This window comes from Listeria ivanovii subsp. londoniensis (assembly GCF_000763495.1).
Taxonomy (GTDB): domain Bacteria; phylum Bacillota; class Bacilli; order Lactobacillales; family Listeriaceae; genus Listeria; species Listeria londoniensis.
This window is the reverse complement of sequence record NZ_CP009576.1, coordinates 1572100-1594090: the sequence shown is the minus strand read 5'-3', so window position 1 is coordinate 1594090 and position 21991 is coordinate 1572100. Positions and strand designations below refer to the sequence as shown.

Sequence of the window (21991 nt, the reverse complement as noted above, 5' to 3'; positions counted from 1 at the left end):
CATAAAAAAAGACCGAACACAAAGGTTCCGTCTTTCTTCTTTTATTCATTTTTTACTGAACTAGCTTGCTGTAAGGAGAAATGAGCTGGTTTTAATTTAATAAACAATAAGCCCATGCCGGCCAAACAAATAACACTGGCTACAACAAATGGCGTTTTCATACCAAATGCCTCACTCAATAAACCAGAACAAAGCGGAGCAAAGGCCGCACCTAACCAACGAACAAAGTTATAGGCGCCACTTGTGACACTTCTTGCATACGGGGAATGTTCCATCACAGTTGTTGTAAATAAAGCATTGTTAATACCTAAAATCAAGCCAGAGATGATGATTAAAGTGATATCAACAGCAGTATTATCAATAAATCCAAGCAGAGCCAAAATAACAGCACATGCAAGTAAGGATCCTTTTAAAATTTGTTTGCTATTAAACCGAAATTCTAACGTATGAGAAATTTTTGCTGAACCAAGTGCTAAACAAAGTCCCCACGCAAAAAATACAAAACCAATTTGAATCGCTGATAAACCAAGTACTAGCGGTGAATAAGCTAAAATCGTAAAGAAACAATAATAGTAAAACATTCCACTAAAAGCAATTTGTAAAAATGGTCGATATTTAAACAAATGGAGCATCTGCTTAATAGCGACTTCTTTCTTTTCTGTTGGCTCAGCGACAATCTTTTTAGGTTCTTTCACTTTAAATAAAATAAGTAAAAATGCAATAAATATTAGACAAGCTGTAGCAAAAAACGGATAACGCCAAGACATATTACCGAGAATTCCACCTAAAAGCGGACCAAAAGCCATCCCAAGACCCATAGAAGCCTCGTAAATACCAATAGCATGTCCTGGAGTTTCTGACAAAGCAATCAGCATCGTCATTGCTGTCGCCATAAACATTGAGTTTCCAAAACCCCAGCCAGCACGAAAAATCGACAAGGCGCCAATTGTATCAGATAAACCACATAATAAAGCAAAAATCGTTACAATAAATAATCCAATAACAATTAATTTCTTATCTCCAAGTTTTCCGGCAACAATCCCGATTGGAATCATCATAATCGCCATAGTAAAAATATAAGCTGTAAACAACATCTCGACTTGCGAATGAGATGCACCAATACTTGCAGCGATGGACGGAAGTAACGGATCTACTACTCCAATCCCCATAAATGCGAGTAAACTAGCTGCTGCAGTAATCCATTTTCCTGTATTCATTTCTTTTTCTGTCATCATAATACAACCTACACTTCCCTTTCTAAATAAAACTCACTTATTATATTACGCCCGACAAATATCAATGTCAATATTTACATATATATATTATTACATATATAAATATTTTACTTATCTTTGGTTATCCCTTACAATAAGGATAAATAGAAATTTAAGGGAGTTATTATATATGACGCCAAATGTATTAGAATATACTTTGCTGCAAATGATAGCACGTGAAGCATCAAGTGGTTATGAATTAGCCAACCGCCTTAGGATTATGCAAAATACCCATCACAGTCAAATTTATCCTGCACTTTCGAAGTTAGAGAAAGCTGGGTATTTAGTAGTTCATAAACATGCGCAAGACAAAAAACCTGATAAAAAAGTTTACACGATTACGCAGACAGGTCTAGATTCTCTTTTCGCTTGGTCGGAAACCCCACTTAAAATCCCGGTCACTAGAGATGAGTTCACGACAAAGGTACAATTGAATTGGTTGAATAGTTCAAGAACCAAAGGACTGATCCAAGAAAGAGAAACATATTTGAATGAACAATTAGTGTTGATAGAAGAAACGCTAGCACACTTCGCTTCTCTATTTGACTTAAAAACTTCACAAGATAAACTAAAAAATATGTCTTATCAAGTATACGCAAGAAAACTAGATTTGATTAAAACCGAGCTAAAATGGTGTTATGAAATGTATAAAATCCTATAAAAAATCCCGACGAATAATTTGTTCTGTTCGTCGGGATTTCACTATTTATAACTACTTGTTTCAAGAATTTTATTTGCTAGTGCGACTACTTCTTCTTCCGGAGCTTCAATTCCTTCAAGTGGATAACGAATACCCATTTCTTTCCATTTATAAACACCCATTGTGTGATATGGAAGCACATCAACTTGTTTCACATTTGGAAGTGTTTGAATAAACTCATGCAATTTTGTTAAATCTTCCGGGTCATCTGTTTTAGTAGGAATTAGCACGTGTCTTATCCAAATTGGTTGTTCTTTATCACGAAGATAATGAGCAAAATCAATAATTGGAGCATTAGATTTCGTTGTTAATTTCAAGTGTTTTTCTGGGTTAATTTGTTTAATATCAAGTAAAATTAAATCTGTTACTTTCATTAAACGATCTAATTTCTCAATAAATTCTGGATCACGTGTAAAACAACCTCCACATGAATCAATAGTCGTGTGCACACCAGCTTTTTTGCATAGCGTGAAAAACTCAATTAGGAAATCTACTTGAAGTAAGGGTTCTCCGCCACTTACTGTTACTCCACCACCAGATGCATCCCAAAATTCTTTATACTTAATCGCTTCATAAAATACATCTTGAGCAGATCTTTCTGTGCCGGTACCAATTTTCCAAGTATCAGGATTATGACAAAACTGACAACGAAGTAAACACCCTTGCATAAAAACAATAAACCGAATACCAGGTCCATCAACTGTCCCCATCGTTTCGACTGAATGAACTCTTCCTAAAACCTCTGTCATAATTTCTCCTCTTCCTTTCCTAAATAACAAGGATTGCTACTGGTGAGCAATCCTTGCCAAAGCATCTCGCCGATTTTTATTACATAGATTCGTGCATTGTACGGTGAATAACATCTAATTGTTGTTCACGTGTTAATTTGATAAAGTTAACAGCGTATCCAGAAACACGGATAGTCAATTGCGGATATTCTTCTGGGTGATCCATCGCATCCAGTAAAGTATCACGATTGAATACATTAATATTTAAGTGATGTCCCATTTTAGTGGAATAACCATCTAGCATTGCTACTAAGTTATTGATTTGTGACTCATCTTCACGTCCTAATGCTTTAGGAACGATGGAGAATGTGTTAGAGATACCATCTTGACCATATTCATAAGGAAGTTTAGCAACGGATGAAAGTGAAGCTAAAGCACCTTTTGTATCACGACCATGCATTGGGTTCGCACCTGGTGCAAATGGTTCGCCAGCACGACGTCCGTCTGGTGTATTACCAGTTTTCTTACCATAAACCACGTTAGAAGTGATTGTAAGAACAGAGGTTGTATGAACTGCATCACGGTAAGTTTTATGTTTTCTTACTTTAGTCATGAAAGTTTTTAGAAGATCTACTGCAATTTCGTCAACGCGGTCATCATTATTCCCGTATTTAGGATAGTCGCCTTCGATTTCATAGTCAACAACGATACCATCTTCATCACGAATAGGACGGACAGTTGCATATTTAATAGCCGATAAGGAGTCAGCTGCAACGGAAAGTCCAGCGATACCAGTTGCCATTGTACGTAACACTTCTGTATCATGTAATGCCATTTCGATACGTTCGTAAGCATATTTATCATGCATATAATGGATAACGTTTAAAGTGTTAAGGTAAAGTTCTGCAATCCATTCCATCATTGCATCATATTTTTCCATTACTTCTTTATAATCTAATACATCGCCTTCGATTGGACGATATGCTGGTCCAACTTGTGCTTTCGATTTTTCATCAATACCACCATTGATTGCGTAAAGAAGTGTTTTAGCAAGGTTAGCACGAGCGCCAAAGAATTGCATTTGTTTACCAACACGCATTGCGGATACACAACATGCGATTGCGTAATCGTCTCCCCATTTAGGACGCATAACATCATCATTTTCGTATTGAATAGCTGATGTTTTAATGGACATTTTCGCACAGAACTTCTTGAATCCTGATGGTAAATGAGTCGACCATAGTACTGTCAAGTTTGGTTCTGGAGCAGGTCCTAAGTTATCTAATGTGTGTAAGAAACGGAAGGAGTTTTTCGTTACAAGTGGAACACCTTCTTCAGTAATACCACCGATGGATTCAGTAACCCAAGTTGGATCTCCAGAGAATAATTCGTTGTAATCAGGTGTACGAGCAAATTTGACAAGACGTAATTTCATAATGAAGTGATCGACAATTTCTTGCGCTTCTTCTTCTGTAATTAGACCATTGCGTAAATCGCGTTCTACATAAATATCGAGGAATGTAGAAGTACGACCTAAACTCATTGCAGCACCATTTTGTTCTTTAATTGCAGCAAGGTAACCAAGATATAACCATTGGAAAGCTTCTTGCGCAGTTTTTGCAGGGCGCCCAAGATCGAAACCATGTTTTTCGCCAAGTACTTTCAATTCACCTAGAGCGCGAATTTGTTCGTTTAGTTCTTCACGTTGACGAATAACATCATCGCTCATTGTGCGTAAGCCTGTATTATTTAAATCATTTTTCTTTTGTTTAATTAAGAAGTCCACACCATAAAGTGCTACACGACGGTAGTCACCGATAATACGTCCACGACCATAAGCATCTGGAAGTCCGGTAATTACGCCTGATTTACGAGCTGCACGCATTTCTGCAGTGTAAGCATCGAATACACCTTGGTTATGTGTTTTGCGATATTCAGAGAAAATGTGACTAATTTCTTCGTCTACTTTAAAACCATAAGATTCAGCTGCCACTTCTGCCATACGGATTCCGCCGAATGGTTGTAAAGCGCGTTTGAAAGGTACATCAGTTTGTACACCAACTACTTTTTCTAAATCTTTGTTTAAGTAACCTGGGTCATGTGAAGTAATGGTTGAAACGATTTTGGTATCCATATCGAGTACGCCACCGTTTTCACGTTCTTGTTTAGTTAAGTCCATTACTTGATCCCAAAGTTTTGTTGTTGCTTCAGTAGGGCCTACTAGAAAAGAGTCGTCACCATCGTATAAGCGATAGTTTTTTAAGATAAAGTCACGTACATCTACTTCTTGTTGCCAGTTACCACCTGCGAATTCATACCATTGTTCAGTCATCATATAACCTCCATTTATTGTTCATTCTCGAGCGTGCTTTTGTGAGCAAACTGAATTAGAAATAATCTACACTGTTATCATAACATATTCTATAAAAAATACTACAGTTTTGTGCATTTATTTTCAAAGTTTTTTATGAATTTTCTGTGTCATTTATATTAAAAACTGATGAACATCGCCATATGAAGCCATTTTATTAAATTATCATCATTCTAATTTTATTCTAATTTTAATTTATTTTCTTCCCTGTACTACCTAGCAGACCCACCACTGTTATGACACAGTTTTAAAACAGAGATTATTTTTAAAACAGGAAGATAACGCTTAACCTGTGTATTTGCAATGCTTGAGAGGATTATATGGCGTTTTCATTGTTTTTCATAAAAAAGCGGAGGCTCGATTTACGAGTCCCTCCGCTTTCACTCACCATAAGTATTTGTTCGACGTTGTTACAGCTATTGCTCCACTAGCTAGCACTCGGTCAATTTGATTGGTTGTTTCTATTAAACCACCTGCAATAACAGGTATATGCAATTTCTCTGTCATTTTTTGCACTTGCTCCGGGATAATGCCTGGCAATAGTTCGATACAATCTGGTTGTACTTTTTGAATAAGCGCGACACCCTTGTTATAGGCACTAGAATCAATCATAAATAAACGTTGAATGGCGAGCATTTTATGTTGCTTAGCTTTGATAATAGCATTACCTCTAGTTGAAATGATACCATCTGGACAAATTTCTTTGCATAAAAAATCAATCGCGTATTCATCATTTTTTAGTCCATTGACTAAATCGGCATGTAGCAATACTTTTTTTCCGCCTGCTTGGGCAAATTTAACTAATGCTTTTAATTGAGCTACATGCGTTTCTAACATAACCATATACGTACTGTCTAATTCTAATATTTTCTCCATATCTTTTTGGTTATGCGCTGCTGGGATGATTGTTTGACTGGAAAATGGTAAAGCCAATGATAATACCTCCTCTTTTACATAACACGTTTAAACATTTTTTCAAGTTCGTAGGTGGAGTATTGAATAATGACAGGACGACCATGTGGGCAAGTAAATGGATCACTAGCTTCTCTTAACGTATCCAGTAAAGCTTCCATGTCTTTCATTGTTAAATAATGGTTTGCTTTGATCGATTTTTTGCAGCTCATCATTATTGCCGTATCTTCTCTGAGCTTGTGAATACTAATGCTTGGAGAAGTTAAAGCTTCGTCAATAATTTCTCGAAGCGTTTCCTCTTCTTGGCCTTTCGGAAACCACGTTGGGTGCGCACGAATAATGTAGCTGTTTTGGCCGAAGCTTTCTAAAAATACTCCCACTTCTTCTAGTTTTGCCTTTTGCTCTTCTAGACGAACATATTCATCTGCTGGAAACTCTAATACAATTGGTACAAGTAACTCTTGCAGTTCGCGACTTACTTCACCAATTTTCTCGCGATAAAATTCATATTTAATTCGTTCTTGTGCTGCGTGCTGGTCGATAATATATAAACCATTTTCATTTTGAGCAAAGATATAGGTAGCATGCATTTGACCAATAGGATACATTTTGGGGATGCGTTCTTTTGGTGTTTCTGGATGCTCTATTTCTTCTTCGGGTGAATAAACTGGAGCTGATTCTAAAATGAAATCCGTTTCGATTGGAGCATCATCATCTGAAGGAATATATTCTGGAATATTTGGTTTAGAGAATAGTGTCGGTGATTCCTCTTTCGGTTTATTCTCTTCAAATGACATCTGAATTTGTTCTGATTTTTGAAGTTCTTTCTGTTTTTTTGATACCTCTCCATCTGGAATAAGTTGCAATTCATGGAAAGCTTGTTTAATCATTTGACTAATTAGTTGCCCCAGTTCTTTTTCTTTGCTTAAACGAACTTCTAATTTTGCTGGATGGACATTTACGTCTACAATAATAGGATCCATTTCAATTTGAAGAACAATAATTGGAAAACGGCCAATTGGTAGAAGTGTATGGTAGCCTTCTTGAATTGCTTTTACTAAGGCAAAATTTTTAATAAAGCGACCATTAATAATTGTCGATATATAATTTCGGTTAGAGCGATTTACTTCTGGTAAAACTGCATAGCCTGATATTTTAAAATCAAGCGACTCTGCTTCTACAGGAATGGACTTTCTGGCAATCGAAACACCATAAATTGCTGCAATAACTTGTCTTAAATCTCCGTTACCATTCGATTGTAATATCGATTTGCCGTTATGTGAAAAACGGAAGCTAATGTCTGGATGAGCTAAAGCTAAGCGATTTAAAATGTCTGTGATGTTTCCAAGTTCAGTCGGTAAACTTTTTAAGTATTTTAAGCGGGCTGGTGTATTAAAGAATAGCTGTGATACTTCAATTTGCGTCCCTTTTCTTGCATGTCCACTTTTTTGTTCGATGATTTTCCCGCCTTCTAGTGAAATGCTTGTACCTTTGGATTCACCAGTAGATGTTTCCATGGATAAATGTGATACGGAAGCAATACTTGGAAGCGCCTCCCCACGAAAGCCTAAAGTATGGACACGAAATAAGTCTGCTTCATTTTTAATTTTGCTTGTTGCATGACGAAGAAAAGCTGTAGCGACATCCTCTTCTTCAATCCCACTCCCATTATCAATGATAGTAATTTTATTTAATCCTGCTTCTTCTACTAGGATATCAATTACCGTACTACCGGCATCAATCGCATTCTCTACCAGCTCTTTTACAACAGACGCAGGTCGTTCTACTACTTCTCCAGCAGCTATTTTATTAGATAAAGCATCCGTTAATTCTACGATATGTTTAGCCATTTAGAGCCCCGCCTTTCTCTTTTTAATGCGTTTTACTTTGTAGTTCATATAATTTATTCATTGCATCCATTGGAGTCATTTGCATAATATTTAGCGCAGCAATTTCTTTGATTAATTTCGCTTCTTTGGAAGATGTTTTTCTCTCTGGCTCTACTGGGAACATCGAAAGTTGTATTTCCTCATGAATTTCTTCAGGTTGCATTTCACTGGAAATAATGATTTTTTTATCGTCATTTTCAAGCTGTTCGAGAATCCGGCTGGCGCGTTCAATTAACGATTTTGGTAATTCGGCTAATTCAGCAACATGAATCCCGTAGCTTTTATCAGCTGGTCCTTCTTTGATTTTATGAAGGAAAACAACCTTGCCATTTTCTTCTACAGCACTCACATGGATATTTTGCAAACCGCGTAGCTCTTTTTCTAAGTCAGTCAATTCATGATAATGGGTTGAAAATAACGTTTTGGCATGTACATTTTCATGAATATATTCAATAATTGCTTGTGCTAATGCCATTCCATCATAAGTAGCGGTTCCGCGACCAATTTCGTCAAATAAAATTAAACTATCCTTAGTAGCATGAACAATGGCATTCCGGGCTTCTAACATCTCTACCATAAAAGTACTTTGGCCGGCGATTAAATCATCAGCTGCGCCAATCCTTGTAAAAATTTGGTCGAAAATCGGTAAAATTGCTTCTTCTGCAGGTACAAAACAACCTACTTGTGCACAAATTGCCATCAATGCAACTTGACGCATATACGTACTTTTACCGGACATATTCGGACCAGTAATTAATAATATTTCTCTATTTTCGTCTAAATCGCAATCATTGGCTACATAGCTTTGTGCGCCCATCACTTTTTCTACGACTGGATGACGACCTTGTTTCACATGGAGTGACCCATCCTCGCTAAGTGTTGGACGAATAAAATGATTTTTCTCACTAACATCTGCAAAACTTTGTAAACAATCAATTTCGCTAACAGATTTTGCTAGTTTTTGAAGGCGGTCGATGTAGTCTTTTACAGTTTCTCGGACTTCCGTGAACAATTGATATTCTAATTCCATGCTTTTCTCTTCCGCATCTAAAATTAGTTTTTCTTTCTCTTTTAATTCTGGAGTAATATAACGTTCGGCATTAGTTAGGGTCTGTTTGCGCTCATATCGGCCTTCTGGAAGCAAATGCGTATTCGCTCGGGTAACTTCAATGTAATAACCAAAAACGCGATTAAAACCCACCTTCATCGTTTTAATGCCTGTCAATTCCCGCTCTTTCCGTTCTAATTCAGCAATCCATGTTTTGCCATTCCTGCTTGCATCACGATAAGTATCTAATTGACTGTTATACCCGTCCTTTATAATACCGCCTTCGCGAATCGAAATTGGAGCAGAGTCCATAATCGCTTCTTCTAGTTTTTCAGTCAATTCTTCGCATGGGTCTAGTTGATTTGCTAGCTCAGTTAAACTAGGTGTATTCATTGAAAGTAGTGTTGCGCGAATGCGTGGGATTTGATATAACGAATTCCGCAGCTGAATCAAGTCGCGTGCATTAACATTACCATATGCAACCCTACCAGCAAGACGTTCTAGGTCATATACATTTTTTAAGTTTTCTACTAGTTCTAAGCGTTCGAAAAAATGAGCCATAAGTTCACTGACATCGTTTTGACGTTCGATAATTTTTTTACGATCAATTAGCGGTCGATCTATCCATTGTTTTAACATCCGACCACCCATCGCCGTTTGCGTATTATCAAGTAGCCAAAGCAGTGTCCCTTGACGTCCTTTGCCACGAATGGACTCCGCTAGTTCTAAGTTGCGTTTTGAATAATAATCCATTTTCATATAACTACTTGTTTCATAGTGGACAGCTTGTTGCAAATGACCAAGATCTCGTTTCTGTGTCTCTTTTAAATAATGTAGTAATTTACCAATTGCCAGCTTTTCTGATAAAGACATATGGCGAGTAACTAACTTTTCGTTTTCGGTGGGAATCGCATTTTCTTCATGAATAGAAAAAGTGAGACCTAGTTGCTCTTTCATTACATTTGAAAGTACTTCTTTTTCAGTTGATGATACGACTAACTCTCTTGTTGAAAGCGTCGTTAGCTCATTAATTAGGCGATCTTCACTCGCATCGATAATTGTGGATTTTAGCTCTCCGGTAGATAGGTCAGAGTAAGCAAAACCATATTCTTTTCCTTCAAAACAGTAAAGTGCTGCAATATAGTTGTTTTCTTTTGCTTTAAGACCCCGTTCGTCCATCACAGTTCCAGGTGAAATTAATTGAACCACTTCTCGTTTTACCATGCCTTTTGTTGTTTTTGGATCTTCTACTTGTTCACAAATAGCGACTTTATATCCTTTTTCAATCAAGGTATCAATATACCCACTCGCTGAATGATATGGAACTCCGCACATCGGGATTTTCTCTTTCGTTCCACCCTCACGACCAGTAAGTGTAATTTCTAAAATTTGAGAAGCATTTAGTGCATCCTCAAAGAACATTTCATAAAAATCTCCCAGACGGAAAAATAAGAAAGCATCTTGATATTTGTCTTTGATTTCCAAGTATTGCTTAATCATTGGTGTATATTCTGTCATTATCTCATCATCCCTTACTTCATTTTCATCCTTCCATTATAGCATAAAGTTTTATTTTTCTGTGAAGCCAAAAAGAAAAAACTGCCAGTAATTCGACAGTTTTAAAGGATTAATTATCTTTTTCTAGTTCTTCTGTTACTTTGGTAGTTATCTCTGAAGTGATAGATTGTAGCAGATCATTAGCATCTTCTTGTGCGCGTCTAAATTCCGTTACAATTGGTAATGAGTCAATATCAGCTCTAACATTATCAATTTGATTTTCCGTTTGTCTCATCGCTTCTATTTTTTGATAATGTTCTAGATTGACTACTTCTTTTTGTAGTGCTTTTATTTTAGAAACTTTTGTCGCTACTTTGGAGTTAGCATTAATTCGTTCTTCTGCTAACCGGTAAAAAGATACTTCTTCCGTTTGTTCTAATGCGTCACGAAGTTCCATTGCTTTTTTCATTATTTCTTCTTTTGAAACAGTCACAATTTCATCTCCATTCTTAATCAAAGGAAAATGGGTGGTCTTCATTGATGAGTATTCGATCGATTTTTTGCGCTTTCCCAGTTGTTTCATCAAGTGTAATCAAACATCCTGATAAGACTGCACGACCAGTTTTTGGTACCTCAAATCTAGTTGGAAGAGCCGTTTTAAAACGACGGATAACGGCTTCTTTTTCCATTCCAAGTATCGCATCATATGGTCCAGTCATTCCAGTATCTGTAAGATAAGCAGTCCCTTCCGGCAAAATCCGATTATCTGATGTTTGTACATGGGTGTGTGTCCCAACAACAGCGGTCACTCGTCCATCTAAATACCAGCCCATCGCTTCCTTTTCGCTTGTCGTTTCAGCATGAAAATCAACAAAAATGATATTTGTTCGTTTTTTAGCTTCTTCCACTAATTCGTCCATTTTGCGGAAGGGGTCATCTAAGTCTGCTAGAAAAGTACGGCCTTGCATATTAATAACAGCAATCTCATGCTGATTACTTTTTACAAATACCATTCCAGTACCAGGTGTTGTATCATCAGGAAAGTTCGCTGGACGAACAAGATATTTCGCATCATCGATAAATTCAAAAATATCACGGTTATCCCAGGTATGGTTACCAAGTGTTACTGCATTCGCACCAAGCTCTAAAAAATCTTTGTAAATTTTTTCCGTAATACCTCGACCACTTGCCGCATTTTCACCATTGATTACAGTAATGGTTGGTTTATATTTTTTCTTTAATTGTGGTAAATATTCTGTTACGGCGTCGCGACCAATGGAGCCAACAACATCACCTATAAATAATAATTTCATTTCTCTATTCTCCGTTTCTATTACTTCTTCGTTCTAATAAGGCAACATCACGAAAAGTTCCGTTCATTTCACCTAATTTTTCATGGATACATAGTGTTCGGAAACCAAATGTGTGATGAAGTGCGATGCTAGCTTTATTCTCAGGGAAAATTAGTGATTGGAGTGTCCAGAAGCCATTTTCTTCACTTGTTTGAATTATTGCTTGCATTAAAGCTTTTCCAATGCCTTTTCCTCGAGCGCTCTTTGCTATGTATATACTTAGCTCTGCAACACCCCTATATGCATTCATACTAGAAAATGGGAGTAATGCTGCCCAGCCAACTACTTGTCCATTTAAAATAACTACCAACCTGCCTATTGTTAAATATTTTTGATTCCACTCACCTAAAGTTAGTGTTTTTTCTTGAAAAGTAGCATTACCTGTATCAATACCTTCTTGATGAATTGCTGCTACTGCTGAATAGTGCTCTCGTAGCATCGGCAAAATTTCCCACTCACTCAAAAAATCCGCCTCCCTTTAAACGTTATCTTTTGATTATACCGTTCTTATTCATGGTAGGCAACCGATTAAAAAAAGATACACCACAAAATAAATTTGCGATGCATCTCTCATTTTTATTTAGCATATTCTACTGCTCTTGTTTCACGAATGACGGTCACTTTAATATGGCCCGGATAATCTAATTCCTCTTCAATTCGTTTTCTTATGTCGCGAGCAAGTCGGTAAGAAGCAAGATCATCGATAGCATCTGGCTCAACAATGATACGTACTTCACGTCCTGCTTGAATAGCATAAGATTTTTCTACACCATCGTAAGACTCAGAAATTTCTTCTAGTTTCTCTAAACGACGAATATAGTTTTCTAGCGTTTCACTACGAGCTCCTGGTCTTGCGGCAGAAAGCGCATCTGCTGCAGCCACCAATACAGCGATAACAGAAGTAGCCTCTGTATCTCCATGATGAGAAGCAATACTGTTGATTACTACATCATTTTCTTTGTATTTAGTTGCAAGTTCCACGCCAATTTCTACATGACTTCCTTCAATTTCATGGTCAATTGCTTTACCAATATCATGAAGTAGTCCGGCCCGTTTAGCAAGCGTCACATCTTCCCCGAGCTCCCCTGCTAAAATTCCAGCAAGTTTCGAAACTTCGAGCGAGTGGTTAAGAACGTTTTGTCCGTAACTAGTACGGTAACGCAAGCGGCCAAGAATTTTTATTAAATCAGGATGAATGGAATGAATTCCCACTTCAAATGTTGCTTGTTCACCAACTTCGCGAATGTGTTCGTCCACCTCTTTACGGGCTTTATCCACCATTTCTTCAATGCGAGCTGGATGGATTCTTCCATCTTGAACAAGTTTTTCTAAGGCGATTCTAGCGATTTCTCGTCGAATTGGATCAAATCCGGAAAGTATTACTGCTTCCGGTGTATCATCAATTATCAAATCGATTCCTGTTAGCGTTTCTAGCGTGCGGATATTACGGCCTTCACGTCCGATAATCCGTCCTTTCATCTCATCATTTGGTAAGGTAACAACAGATACCGTTGTTTCTGCCACATGATCAGCTGCACAACGCTGGATAGCTAGTGAGAGAATATTCTTTGCTTTTTTATCCGACTCTTCCTTCGCCCGGTTTTCCGATTCTTTCACCATGATTGCTGTATCATGTGTTAATTCATCTTCTACCTGGTTAAGGATGATTGATTTCGCTTCTTCTTTGCTCAGTGCAGAAATTCTTTCAAGTTCTGTCTGCTCCGCTTGAATCATCTCAGCTAGTTTGCTTTCTTTCTCTTCAATTTGTTGTTGACGTTTACTGATACTCTCCTCTTTTCTTTCAAGTGTAGCTTCTCGTTTACTTAAAGAAGTATCTTTACGGTCGAGGTTTTCCTCCCTTTGCAATAAGCGATTTTCTGCTTTTTGTGTCTCTGTTCTTCGCCCACGAAGTTCATTTTCGATTTCAGTACGTAACCTATGATTCTCTTCCTTCGCTTCAAGCAATGCTTCTTTTTTTGTAGTTTCTGCTTCTTTCTTTGCATCTTCTACAATTAATTCCGCAGTCCCCCTTGCAGCAGCCAGTTTTTTCTCTGTACTAGATTTAAAAATTAGAGAACCAACAACTAGACCGACGATTAAGAAAAGCAAACTGGAGATGATCGTGATTGCGATTGTCATCCTTACACCTCCTTTGCTATTCAATTTTCGTTATTGTTATGTCGGTGGCCATAATTCTGGCACATGCGTATTTTTCATCAACAACCGAGTGCTAATCTCCCCATTCAGTTGAAGCCGATTTTCAAAGGAAAAACATCTCCCTTGTCTCCCAGCAATATAAAATATACAACTTAATTTTATAGGTCAAAGCTTACAATGTCAAGAAAAGGAATGAAATGACAGCTTATTTTCCATAGTTTTTTTAAAATAGTAAAAAATACGTGCCAGGAAGTGAATTTCCTAACACGTATTTCAGGTTAATTATTCGTCATCAAGTAAGCTTAATGTTTCTTCTGTTTCTGCTAATGGTTCTTTATTGCTGCCATCTATTTCATATTCTTCACGAACACGCTTGGAGATTTCGTCCCGAATATCAGTATGCTCTTTTAAATATTGTTTAGCATTTTCACGACCTTGACCGATACGTTCTTCTTTATAAGAATACCATGAACCACTCTTATTGATAACATCTACTTCTGCGGCCATATCAACAAGTTCGCCTTCACGTGAGATACCTTCTCCGTACATAATATCTACTTCCGCGATACGAAATGGTGGAGCTACTTTATTTTTTACTACTTTAATTTTTGTTTTGTTACCCATTACGTCGGTACCTTGTTTCAACTGCTCTGCACGTCTTACTTCTAAACGAACAGTAGAATAGAATTTAAGCGCCCGGCCACCAGGTGTGATTTCTGGATTACCGAACATAACACCCACTTTTTCACGAATTTGATTGATGAAAATCGCGATAGTTTTAGATTTATTGATAGCTCCAGAAAGTTTACGTAAAGCTTGTGACATTAATCGTGCTTGCAAACCAACATGTGCATCACCCATTTCGCCTTCGATTTCTGCTCGTGGTACAAGTGCTGCTACAGAGTCAATAACTAGCATATCAACCGCGCCACTTCTTACTAGTGCTTCAGCAATTTCTAATGCTTGTTCTCCTGTATCTGGTTGAGATAAAAGTAACTCATCAATATTAACACCCAGATTTTTGGCATATGCAGGATCGAGTGCATGTTCTGCATCAATAAATGCCGCTGTCCCACCTTGAGCTTGTACTTCTGCAATAGCGTGTAGTGCAACAGTTGTCTTACCAGAACTTTCGGGTCCGTATACTTCAATAATACGCCCTCTGGGATATCCGCCGACTCCTAAAGCAATATCTAATGCTAATGAACCACTAGAAATAGTAGATATATTTTGGTCTGAATGCTCCCCTAATTTCATAATGGAACCTTTACCGAATTGTTTTTCAATTTGTTTTAAAGCTTGGTCTAATGCCGCTTGACGATCATTCACGTTGTTGCCTCCTTCATAAATATCCTAAAAGCTGTTTCTCTACTTCTTCTCTCTAAAAAAAACAGTCAGAATGTATTTCCTAGAATTACTATAACGTATTTTAGAGTGATTAGCAAGTAAAAAGCGAACATTTATTCGTATTTTTTATTTTGTGTAAGTACCGGTTACTTTCTCCTTAATTATAGCGGGATTTCAAGCTTGCGTCTAATACTTTTTTATAGGTCCTTTTTGCTTTTTGCCTGCCAAATTTCTTTTTTTACTTAAAAGAAAATGAAGCATTGGTATCTAAAAATTGCTTAATTAGTTGAAATCCTTGTTTTACAGCTCGGCGACGATTATGATTCCTATCTCGACCATAAACAAATTGATAGGCTTCTGTTTTGTACCCTTTGATGCTTAAGCCAATCCAAATAGTTCCTGCTGGATGGCCTTCTAAACTGTCTGGTCCTGCAACACCTGTGAAACTAATACCCAAATCGGTATTGCAAAGCCGTCTCACATTAACTGCCATCTCAGTAGCACATTCCGAACTAACCACACCTTTATCTGCAATTACTTGTTTGGAAACTTGTAAAATAGATTGTTTTGCTTCTGCACTGTAAGTAACCATTCCCCCTTTGAAAATTTTCGAAATTCCAGGGAAACGAGCAATTTCAGCTTGAAAAAGACCGGCCGTTAAACTTTCAGCAGCTGATATGGTAATGTTTTTCTCTAGCAACATCGCCGTTACTAATTCTGGCAAAGTAACTTCCCCGTATCCATATAAAAAAGCGCCATCACGTTGAAGAATTTCTTGTTCGGTTTCATTGACTAGATTCGCTGCTTCTTCCTTTGTTTTGGCTGTTGCCGTAATACGCACAATCACTTCATTATCTCCAGCATAAGTAGCGATAGTAGGATTCTCTTGTGTTACAATCAGATCATTTAAATCCGCAGCTAGTTGAGATTCACCAATACCAAAAAAACGCATAATTTTAGATTCTAAAATATTTTCCGCTCCATTATCTTTTACAAGCAAAGGGTTTGCGTAATGACTAAACATTGGTTTCATTTCAGAAGGAGGTCCAGGTAATAAAATGTATGTATGGTTATTTTGCTGTAAAAACATCCCTGCAGCAAAGCCATAATCATTATTTAAAACAATCGCCCCTTCAATAATAACTGCTTGTAATTTGTTGTTTTCAGTCATCGTACGACTTCTTGAAGCAAAATATTCGGTAATTTTATTCATATGAAATGGATCGATTATTAAATTTTTCTGCAAATGTTCAGCTAAAATTTGTTTCGTAATATCATCTTCAGTTGGTCCAAGTCCACCTGTTAAAATTAAAATATCACTGCGGTTTTCAGCAATTTTTATCACTTCTTTTAGACGCGCTGGGTTATCTCCAACAACTGTATGATGGTAGACATAAATTCCGTCCGCTGCTAATTCTTGTGAAATAAAAGCGGCGTTCGAATTAACGATTTGTCCTAATAATAATTCTGTTCCTACTGCAATAATTTCTGCATTTGCCATTTCTTTTCATCTCCCTAACGAATTCTTGGTATAGAAAAAAAGCACACATGGTATGCTTTTTTCTTTATTACATGGAGCCTTTAAATACGCCACGGTTTTTGTAGAAATAGTCAATTCCAGACCATACTGCAAAGAACGCACAAACATATAAGAATATTAAATCAACACGAATACCTGTCCAAGCAAAGGGGAAATTATCTAATAGCATTAATGGAATAGCAATCATTTGTGTGAAAGTTTTAATTTTCCCAAGTTGACCAGCTGCCAGTACTTCTCCACCTTCTACTAACAGTAAACGAAGCCCTGTTACAGCAAGTTCACGACTGATGATTAAAATAACAACCCAAGAAGGAGCAATGTGCATTTCTACTAGAATAATAAATGCAGCTGCCACAAGAAGCTTATCAGCCATCGGATCTGCAAATTTACCGAAATTGGTAATCAGGTTGTATTTACGTGCTAAATGTCCATCAAACCAGTCTGTAAGAGCTGCTACGATGAAAATAATAGTAGCAACTAAGCTTGTAACTGGGATGGTAGAATCAAGCCATGTAATGCTGCCCCAATTAAAGGGGACCACACAAAGAATAACAAAAATTGGTATCATAAAAATTCGGATAACCGTTAATTTATTTGGTAAATTCATTTTTTTCTCTCCTTTTTTCATTCAAACTGTATGTACTAAAAAATGTTGGCGAAATCTAATTGCTAGATTTCGCCATATAACGTTCATTATTGTGTATCTGAGCTAGTATCGCTATCACTAGATTCCAGATTAATAGTTAATACCTGTTTAACAAGTGTTGGCGCTAGTTCAAGTTGTTTGCCATTGATTTTCACAGTTGTTACTGGGGCATTTCCAATTACAACGGTAACAGTTTTATTTGTTCCTAAATCAATTTCAGCAGATGGATTTTGTTCGGATAAAGTAACATTTTGGATAGTGTTTCCACTAACGTCAGACACGCCAATCCATGAATCGCCAGTAGCACTAAGAGTAAGTGCCATTTTATCTGTATTTTTCACTGTATAAGTGGTGGCATTACCAGATGTTTCGCCTTTAGTTACTTCCACTTCTTTGGGCTTGTCTTCTGTTTTATCCGATGTATCTTTATCTTTTGTTGTGTCTTTACTTGTATCTTTTTCCGTTGTGTCTTTTTTAGTGGTATCTTTACTCGTATCTTCGTTTTTAGTAGAATCTTCCACTTTCACCGTTGGATTGCTAGTATCTGTTTTTACTTTTTCAGTCGAGTTATCTTGCTTATTAAGCAGGAAAAACCAAACGATGAATAAGATAAAAATAATAAATAAAGCAATTAAAATTTTTGGTAAAATATCAAAAAAACGATTACGTGAGCTTACTTGATTGCCCACAGACTGCGCAGGCATTGGATTTCTTTTACTTTGTACTCGTGATGGCTCATTATTAACCACTTCTTGTTGCGGTGTTTCAGGAACTTCGCTTTCAAACTCGTCAAACAGTGTTGCACTATCGAGCCCAACAGCCTCTGCATATTGTTTAATAAATGCCCTTGCATAAAACTTTCCAGGCATAACAGCATAATTACCTTCTTCAATCGCTACTAAATAACGTTTTTGAATTTTCGTTATTTGTTGTAAGTCGTCTAAACTGAGTCCTTTTTCACGTCTAGCTTGTTTCAGTTTATCACCGAGTTCTGTCAAAATTAAACACCTACCATTACTAATATCAAATTTCCACTTTTTACTAATCTTACATAAGCCAACCGCCATTTATGCGCAAAACTTCTCCAGTGATATAGTTTGCTTTTTTACTTGTTAAAAATTCTACTGTATCTGCAATTTCTTGTGGTTTGGCAAAACGTTTGAAGGGGATTTCCTCACGAAGTATAGCTTGTTCTTCAGTGGAAAACTGATCCATCATTTTTGTTTGCACGACTCCTGGCGTCACTGCATTAACTGTTATTCCAGAAGAGCCAAGTTCTTGACTTAACGCACGGCAAAAGGTGATTTGTGCACCTTTTACAGTTGAATAAGCTACTTCCATGGTTGCTCCAACTTCACCCCAAATTGAACTAATAAACACAATTCTTCCTTGTTTGCTTTTCGTTAGCTTCGGAATAAAAGTACGGATTAATTGCATTGGTCCGAACATGTGCACATTCCATAATTTAGTTATATCTATATCTGTCATATCCTGAAATAACGCATAGTGCGAGTTCCCTGCTGCATGGATAAATGCATCTATTTGGAAGACTTGCTTTTCCACTTCTGCCACACTCGCTGTATCGTCAAAATCAGCCTGAATCAGGATAACATCAACATCTTCAGCAAGTAAATGTGGCAATAAACTTTCTACAGCTTGTTTATTTTGATAGTAATGAATATACAAGTTCCAGCCAGCTCTTGCAAGGGATAAACAAATCGCTTGTCCAATTTCTCCACTGGCTCCTGTTACAAATGCATATTTTATCTCTTTATCCAAAAAAAGGCAACCCTTTCCAGTCTATTTCTTTTATGATAGCATGACTAACGATTTTTTGCTATTTATTATACTAAAAAATCGTTAGTCCTTTTCTACTTATTCCGGAAGTAATTGAAAGGTGGTAGTTCGTTCCTGTGCGTCCAAGTTCTTCACGAATGCATTAACCTCTTCCAACGTCACTGTTTCCATTAATGGTAAAATATCAAACAAGGAAGCAGATTTCATGACATATTGGCTAAATTGGTTAGCAATGAACTCTGGTGAATTAAGTGAGCGTAAAAACTGCCCAATACGTTTTCTTTTTACAAGTGCCAAATCAGCTGCTTGTAAACCATTTTTGGCTGCTCCTTGAATAGCTTCTAATATTTTGGCTGTTTGTTCGTCTGGATTTTTCGCATCGCCACCAACAAGCACAAATGAAAAGCTATCTTGGAGAGTATAATCGTAACCAAATGTGTCGTCAATAATCCCTTCATTATATAGTGCTAAGTAGGTGTCAGAAGTTGTTCCAAATAACATTTCAAGAGCTATGTCACCAATAATTTCTTGTTTAATTGCTGCTTGACCTTCTAACGAGCCAATATCTTCTTTAATCCCCACTAAATTTTTCGCGATTTGAACCGGAAATTTCATTTTGCGTTCTTTTACAGCAACTGTTTTTGGTTCTTCTGGAAAGTGTCGTTTGATAGGTGATGCTTTTGGAAATGATTTTTTCGATTGGTTAGCACGAATTTGGTTCATCATTTCTTCAGGTTCTAGATTCCCAACAACAAATAATACCATATTACTTGGGTGATAAAAAGTGTTATAGCATAGGTATAATAAATCTTTGTTGATTTCTGCTATGGATTCCACTGTTCCAGCAATGTCAATTTTCACTGGATGATTGTGGTACATGTTTTCGATGACACCAAAATATGCTCGGAAATCCGGATCATCATCATACATTCTAATTTCTTGTCCGATAATACCTTTTTCCTTTTCCACCGTTTCTTCTGTAAAATATGGCTCTTGTACAAAATCAATTAACGTTTCTAGATTTTCTTCCACGCGTGATGTACTCGAGAAAAGATAAGCTGTTTTTGTAAAAGAAGTAAAGGCGTTTGTAAATGCTCCTTTTTCTCCAAATTTAAAAAATACATCGCCATCTTTTTTTTCAAACATTTTATGTTCTAAAAAGTGCGCAATTCCATCTGGTACTTTTTTGAATTCTGTTTCTCCGATTGGTGCAAAATTGTTATCAATAGAACCATAGTTTGTTGTAAATACTGCGTAAGTCTTGCTAAAACCTTTTTTAGGAAGAAGATAGACTTGTAAACCATTCTCCATTTTCTCATGGAAAACAGCTTCTTTTACTTGCTCAAATGTGATTTTTTCCATGAAGTTCTTCTCCTCCCTTGCTTAAGAAATAAATGGTATCTGGTTTGATTTTATTAATCGCTTGAACCACTTCTTCTTTTGTGGTTGCTTTTATTTTTGCAATCCAATTATTAAGATCTAAATCAGCTTCCCTTAGTACATTATTGTATACAAGCTCAATTAATCCTTGCGCTTGATCATTCGTTTCTAACAATTGGTTTACAAGCATTTCTTTTGTTTGATTTAATTCCTCATTCGTAAAATCCCCTTGCTTCATAGCAACTATCTGCTCTTGAATGATATTTAAAGCTTGTTCATAGTTCACTTCATCAATACCTGCAGAAATGACCATAAATCCTTTAAAAGAATCAATTCGACTGGATGCATAATAAGCTAAACTAGCTTTTTCTCGCACATTTATAAAGATTTTTGAATTAGCAAAACCGCCTAATAAACCATTTGCAAGCTGCAAAGCAACAAAATCACCATCACCAAACAATGTATCTGTTTGGTAGCCTAAAACCAGTTTACCTTGGTTAATTGCTTGTTTTTCATGAATAATTTGTACATCTTTTGGTGCTTCTTTTGTATAAAACACCCCTTTGCGTTCTGGACGTGCTGAGAAAGCCATTTTTTTAATTAGAGGGGTTACTTGTTTTTTCGTGACATCTCCACAAATAAATATCTCTACCGTATCTTCTGTGATAAATTGTAAATAATAAGTGTATAAGTCTTCAGGCGTGATACTATCGATATCTTCTAGTACTCCAGCTGCACCAAAGCGATATTCATCCTCTTGAAACATTTCTTCTACCAAACGTTTAGAAGCAAAACGAATTTTATCATCATAAATACCTTCTAAACTGCTTTTCAAATTTTCTTTTTCTCTTGTAAGTGTTTCTGCATCAAAAACACCATTTGTAGCATTCGGATGAAAAAGCGCCTCTTCAATAAAAGCAAAAGCATCTTCAAGAATATGGTCGCCGTCAGAAACATATTGTCCATCAATCATATCAAAAATCATTGTTAACACGTGTTCGTTACCTTTTTTTGCTGTCGTTGTGTAGAAATTAGCACCGTATAAATTAGCTAATTGTTTTCTAAAAGCAGTTTGTGTAGGATAATTTTTACTATTTGTTTCTAACAATATCGAAAGAAGGGAACGTTTTGTTACTGTTTTTCTTTCTAATGGAGCGCGAAATTTAAACACAATTTTATTTGATTTATATTTTTCGGTGGGTACGATAGTTAGTGCAACCGGACCAACTTTTTCTTGAAATATTTTGTCTGTCATTATAATGCTCCTTTCAAGCAATTATCTCACTTATCTATTGTATCCTAAGTTGTTGCCGCACACAATTTTCTAGCATAAAAAAAACAGCCTAGAATCCA

The 21991-nt window shown here is 36.7% G+C and carries 18 protein-coding genes; 1 reads left to right on the top strand and 17 read right to left on the bottom strand.

All coding sequences use genetic code 11. The features are described from left to right. Nucleotides 1-41 precede the first annotated feature (41 nt). Complete coding sequence (gene mdrL, locus JL53_RS07825) at nucleotides 42-1235, bottom strand: multidrug efflux MFS transporter MdrL (RefSeq protein WP_038407276.1); 1194 nt, start codon at nucleotides 1233-1235, stop codon at nucleotides 42-44. A 169-nt stretch (nucleotides 1236-1404) separates the two neighbouring features. Here mdrL and JL53_RS07820 point away from each other — a divergent pair, with 169 nt between their 5' ends. Beyond that, a complete protein-coding gene (locus JL53_RS07820) occupies nucleotides 1405-1935 on the top strand; it encodes a PadR family transcriptional regulator (RefSeq protein ID WP_038407275.1) in 531 nt (176 codons plus the stop codon). A gap of 41 nt (nucleotides 1936-1976) precedes the next feature. Here the strand turns inward: JL53_RS07820 and pflA are convergent, their stop codons facing one another. The 16 genes from pflA to yfmF form a co-directional block, all read right to left on the bottom strand. After that, nucleotides 1977-2723: a pyruvate formate-lyase-activating protein gene (gene pflA / locus JL53_RS07815; RefSeq protein ID WP_038407274.1), complete on the bottom strand. Its 747-nt coding sequence runs from the start codon at nucleotides 2721-2723 to the stop codon at nucleotides 1977-1979. Between the two features lie 79 nt (nucleotides 2724-2802). Then, on the bottom strand, nucleotides 2803-5034 hold the full coding sequence (pflB, locus tag JL53_RS07810) for a formate C-acetyltransferase (RefSeq protein ID WP_038407273.1): 2232 nt from the start codon (nucleotides 5032-5034) through the stop codon (nucleotides 2803-2805). Between the two features lie 423 nt (nucleotides 5035-5457). Further along, on the bottom strand, nucleotides 5458-6006 hold the full coding sequence (locus tag JL53_RS07805) for a glycerol-3-phosphate responsive antiterminator (RefSeq protein ID WP_038407272.1): 549 nt from the start codon (nucleotides 6004-6006) through the stop codon (nucleotides 5458-5460). Nucleotides 6007-6023: 17 nt separating this feature from the next. Next, nucleotides 6024-7835 (bottom strand): DNA mismatch repair endonuclease MutL, encoded by a 1812-nt coding sequence (gene mutL, locus JL53_RS07800; protein ID WP_038407271.1) that lies wholly within the window; start codon nucleotides 7833-7835, stop codon nucleotides 6024-6026. A 22-nt stretch (nucleotides 7836-7857) separates the two neighbouring features. Then, on the bottom strand, nucleotides 7858-10440 hold the full coding sequence (gene mutS, locus JL53_RS07795) for a DNA mismatch repair protein MutS (protein WP_003719681.1): 2583 nt from the start codon (nucleotides 10438-10440) through the stop codon (nucleotides 7858-7860). Between the two features lie 109 nt (nucleotides 10441-10549). Then, nucleotides 10550-10912: a YlbF/YmcA family competence regulator gene (locus JL53_RS07790; protein ID WP_038407269.1), complete on the bottom strand. Its 363-nt coding sequence runs from the start codon at nucleotides 10910-10912 to the stop codon at nucleotides 10550-10552. 16 nt (nucleotides 10913-10928) lie between these two features. Further along, complete coding sequence (locus JL53_RS07785) at nucleotides 10929-11732, bottom strand: TIGR00282 family metallophosphoesterase (protein WP_014092779.1); 804 nt, start codon at nucleotides 11730-11732, stop codon at nucleotides 10929-10931. Nucleotides 11733-11736: 4 nt separating this feature from the next. Beyond that, nucleotides 11737-12234 carry a GNAT family N-acetyltransferase gene (locus JL53_RS07780; protein WP_003719679.1) on the bottom strand — a complete coding sequence of 166 codons (498 nt, stop codon included), beginning with the start codon at nucleotides 12232-12234 and terminating at the stop codon, nucleotides 11737-11739. A 113-nt stretch (nucleotides 12235-12347) separates the two neighbouring features. Further along, the gene (gene rny / locus JL53_RS07775) at nucleotides 12348-13910 is read right to left on the bottom strand and encodes a ribonuclease Y (RefSeq protein WP_012985597.1); all 1563 of its coding nucleotides are present in this window, start codon (nucleotides 13908-13910) and stop codon (nucleotides 12348-12350) included. Between the two features lie 300 nt (nucleotides 13911-14210). Beyond that, nucleotides 14211-15257: a recombinase RecA gene (gene recA / locus JL53_RS07770; protein WP_003719674.1), complete on the bottom strand. Its 1047-nt coding sequence runs from the start codon at nucleotides 15255-15257 to the stop codon at nucleotides 14211-14213. A gap of 256 nt (nucleotides 15258-15513) precedes the next feature. Then, the gene (locus JL53_RS07765) at nucleotides 15514-16776 is read right to left on the bottom strand and encodes a competence/damage-inducible protein A (protein WP_038407268.1); all 1263 of its coding nucleotides are present in this window, start codon (nucleotides 16774-16776) and stop codon (nucleotides 15514-15516) included. Between the two features lie 67 nt (nucleotides 16777-16843). Next, entirely contained in the window at nucleotides 16844-17422 is a 579-nt protein-coding gene (pgsA, locus tag JL53_RS07760; RefSeq protein ID WP_038407267.1) for a CDP-diacylglycerol--glycerol-3-phosphate 3-phosphatidyltransferase, read from the bottom strand. Between the two features lie 86 nt (nucleotides 17423-17508). Continuing rightward, nucleotides 17509-18459, bottom strand: a complete 951-nt coding sequence (locus JL53_RS07755; RefSeq protein ID WP_038408213.1) for a helix-turn-helix domain-containing protein — start codon at nucleotides 18457-18459, stop codon at nucleotides 17509-17511. A gap of 49 nt (nucleotides 18460-18508) precedes the next feature. Beyond that, nucleotides 18509-19240: an elongation factor P 5-aminopentanone reductase gene (gene ymfI, locus JL53_RS07750; RefSeq protein WP_003719670.1), complete on the bottom strand. Its 732-nt coding sequence runs from the start codon at nucleotides 19238-19240 to the stop codon at nucleotides 18509-18511. Between the two features lie 96 nt (nucleotides 19241-19336). Next, entirely contained in the window at nucleotides 19337-20620 is a 1284-nt protein-coding gene (gene yfmH / locus JL53_RS07745) for an EF-P 5-aminopentanol modification-associated protein YfmH (protein ID WP_003719669.1), read from the bottom strand. Next, nucleotides 20601-21893, bottom strand: a complete 1293-nt coding sequence (yfmF, locus tag JL53_RS07740; RefSeq protein WP_003719668.1) for an EF-P 5-aminopentanol modification-associated protein YfmF — start codon at nucleotides 21891-21893, stop codon at nucleotides 20601-20603. Before yfmF ends, yfmH begins: the two co-directional genes overlap by 20 nt. Nucleotides 21894-21991 lie beyond the last annotated feature (98 nt).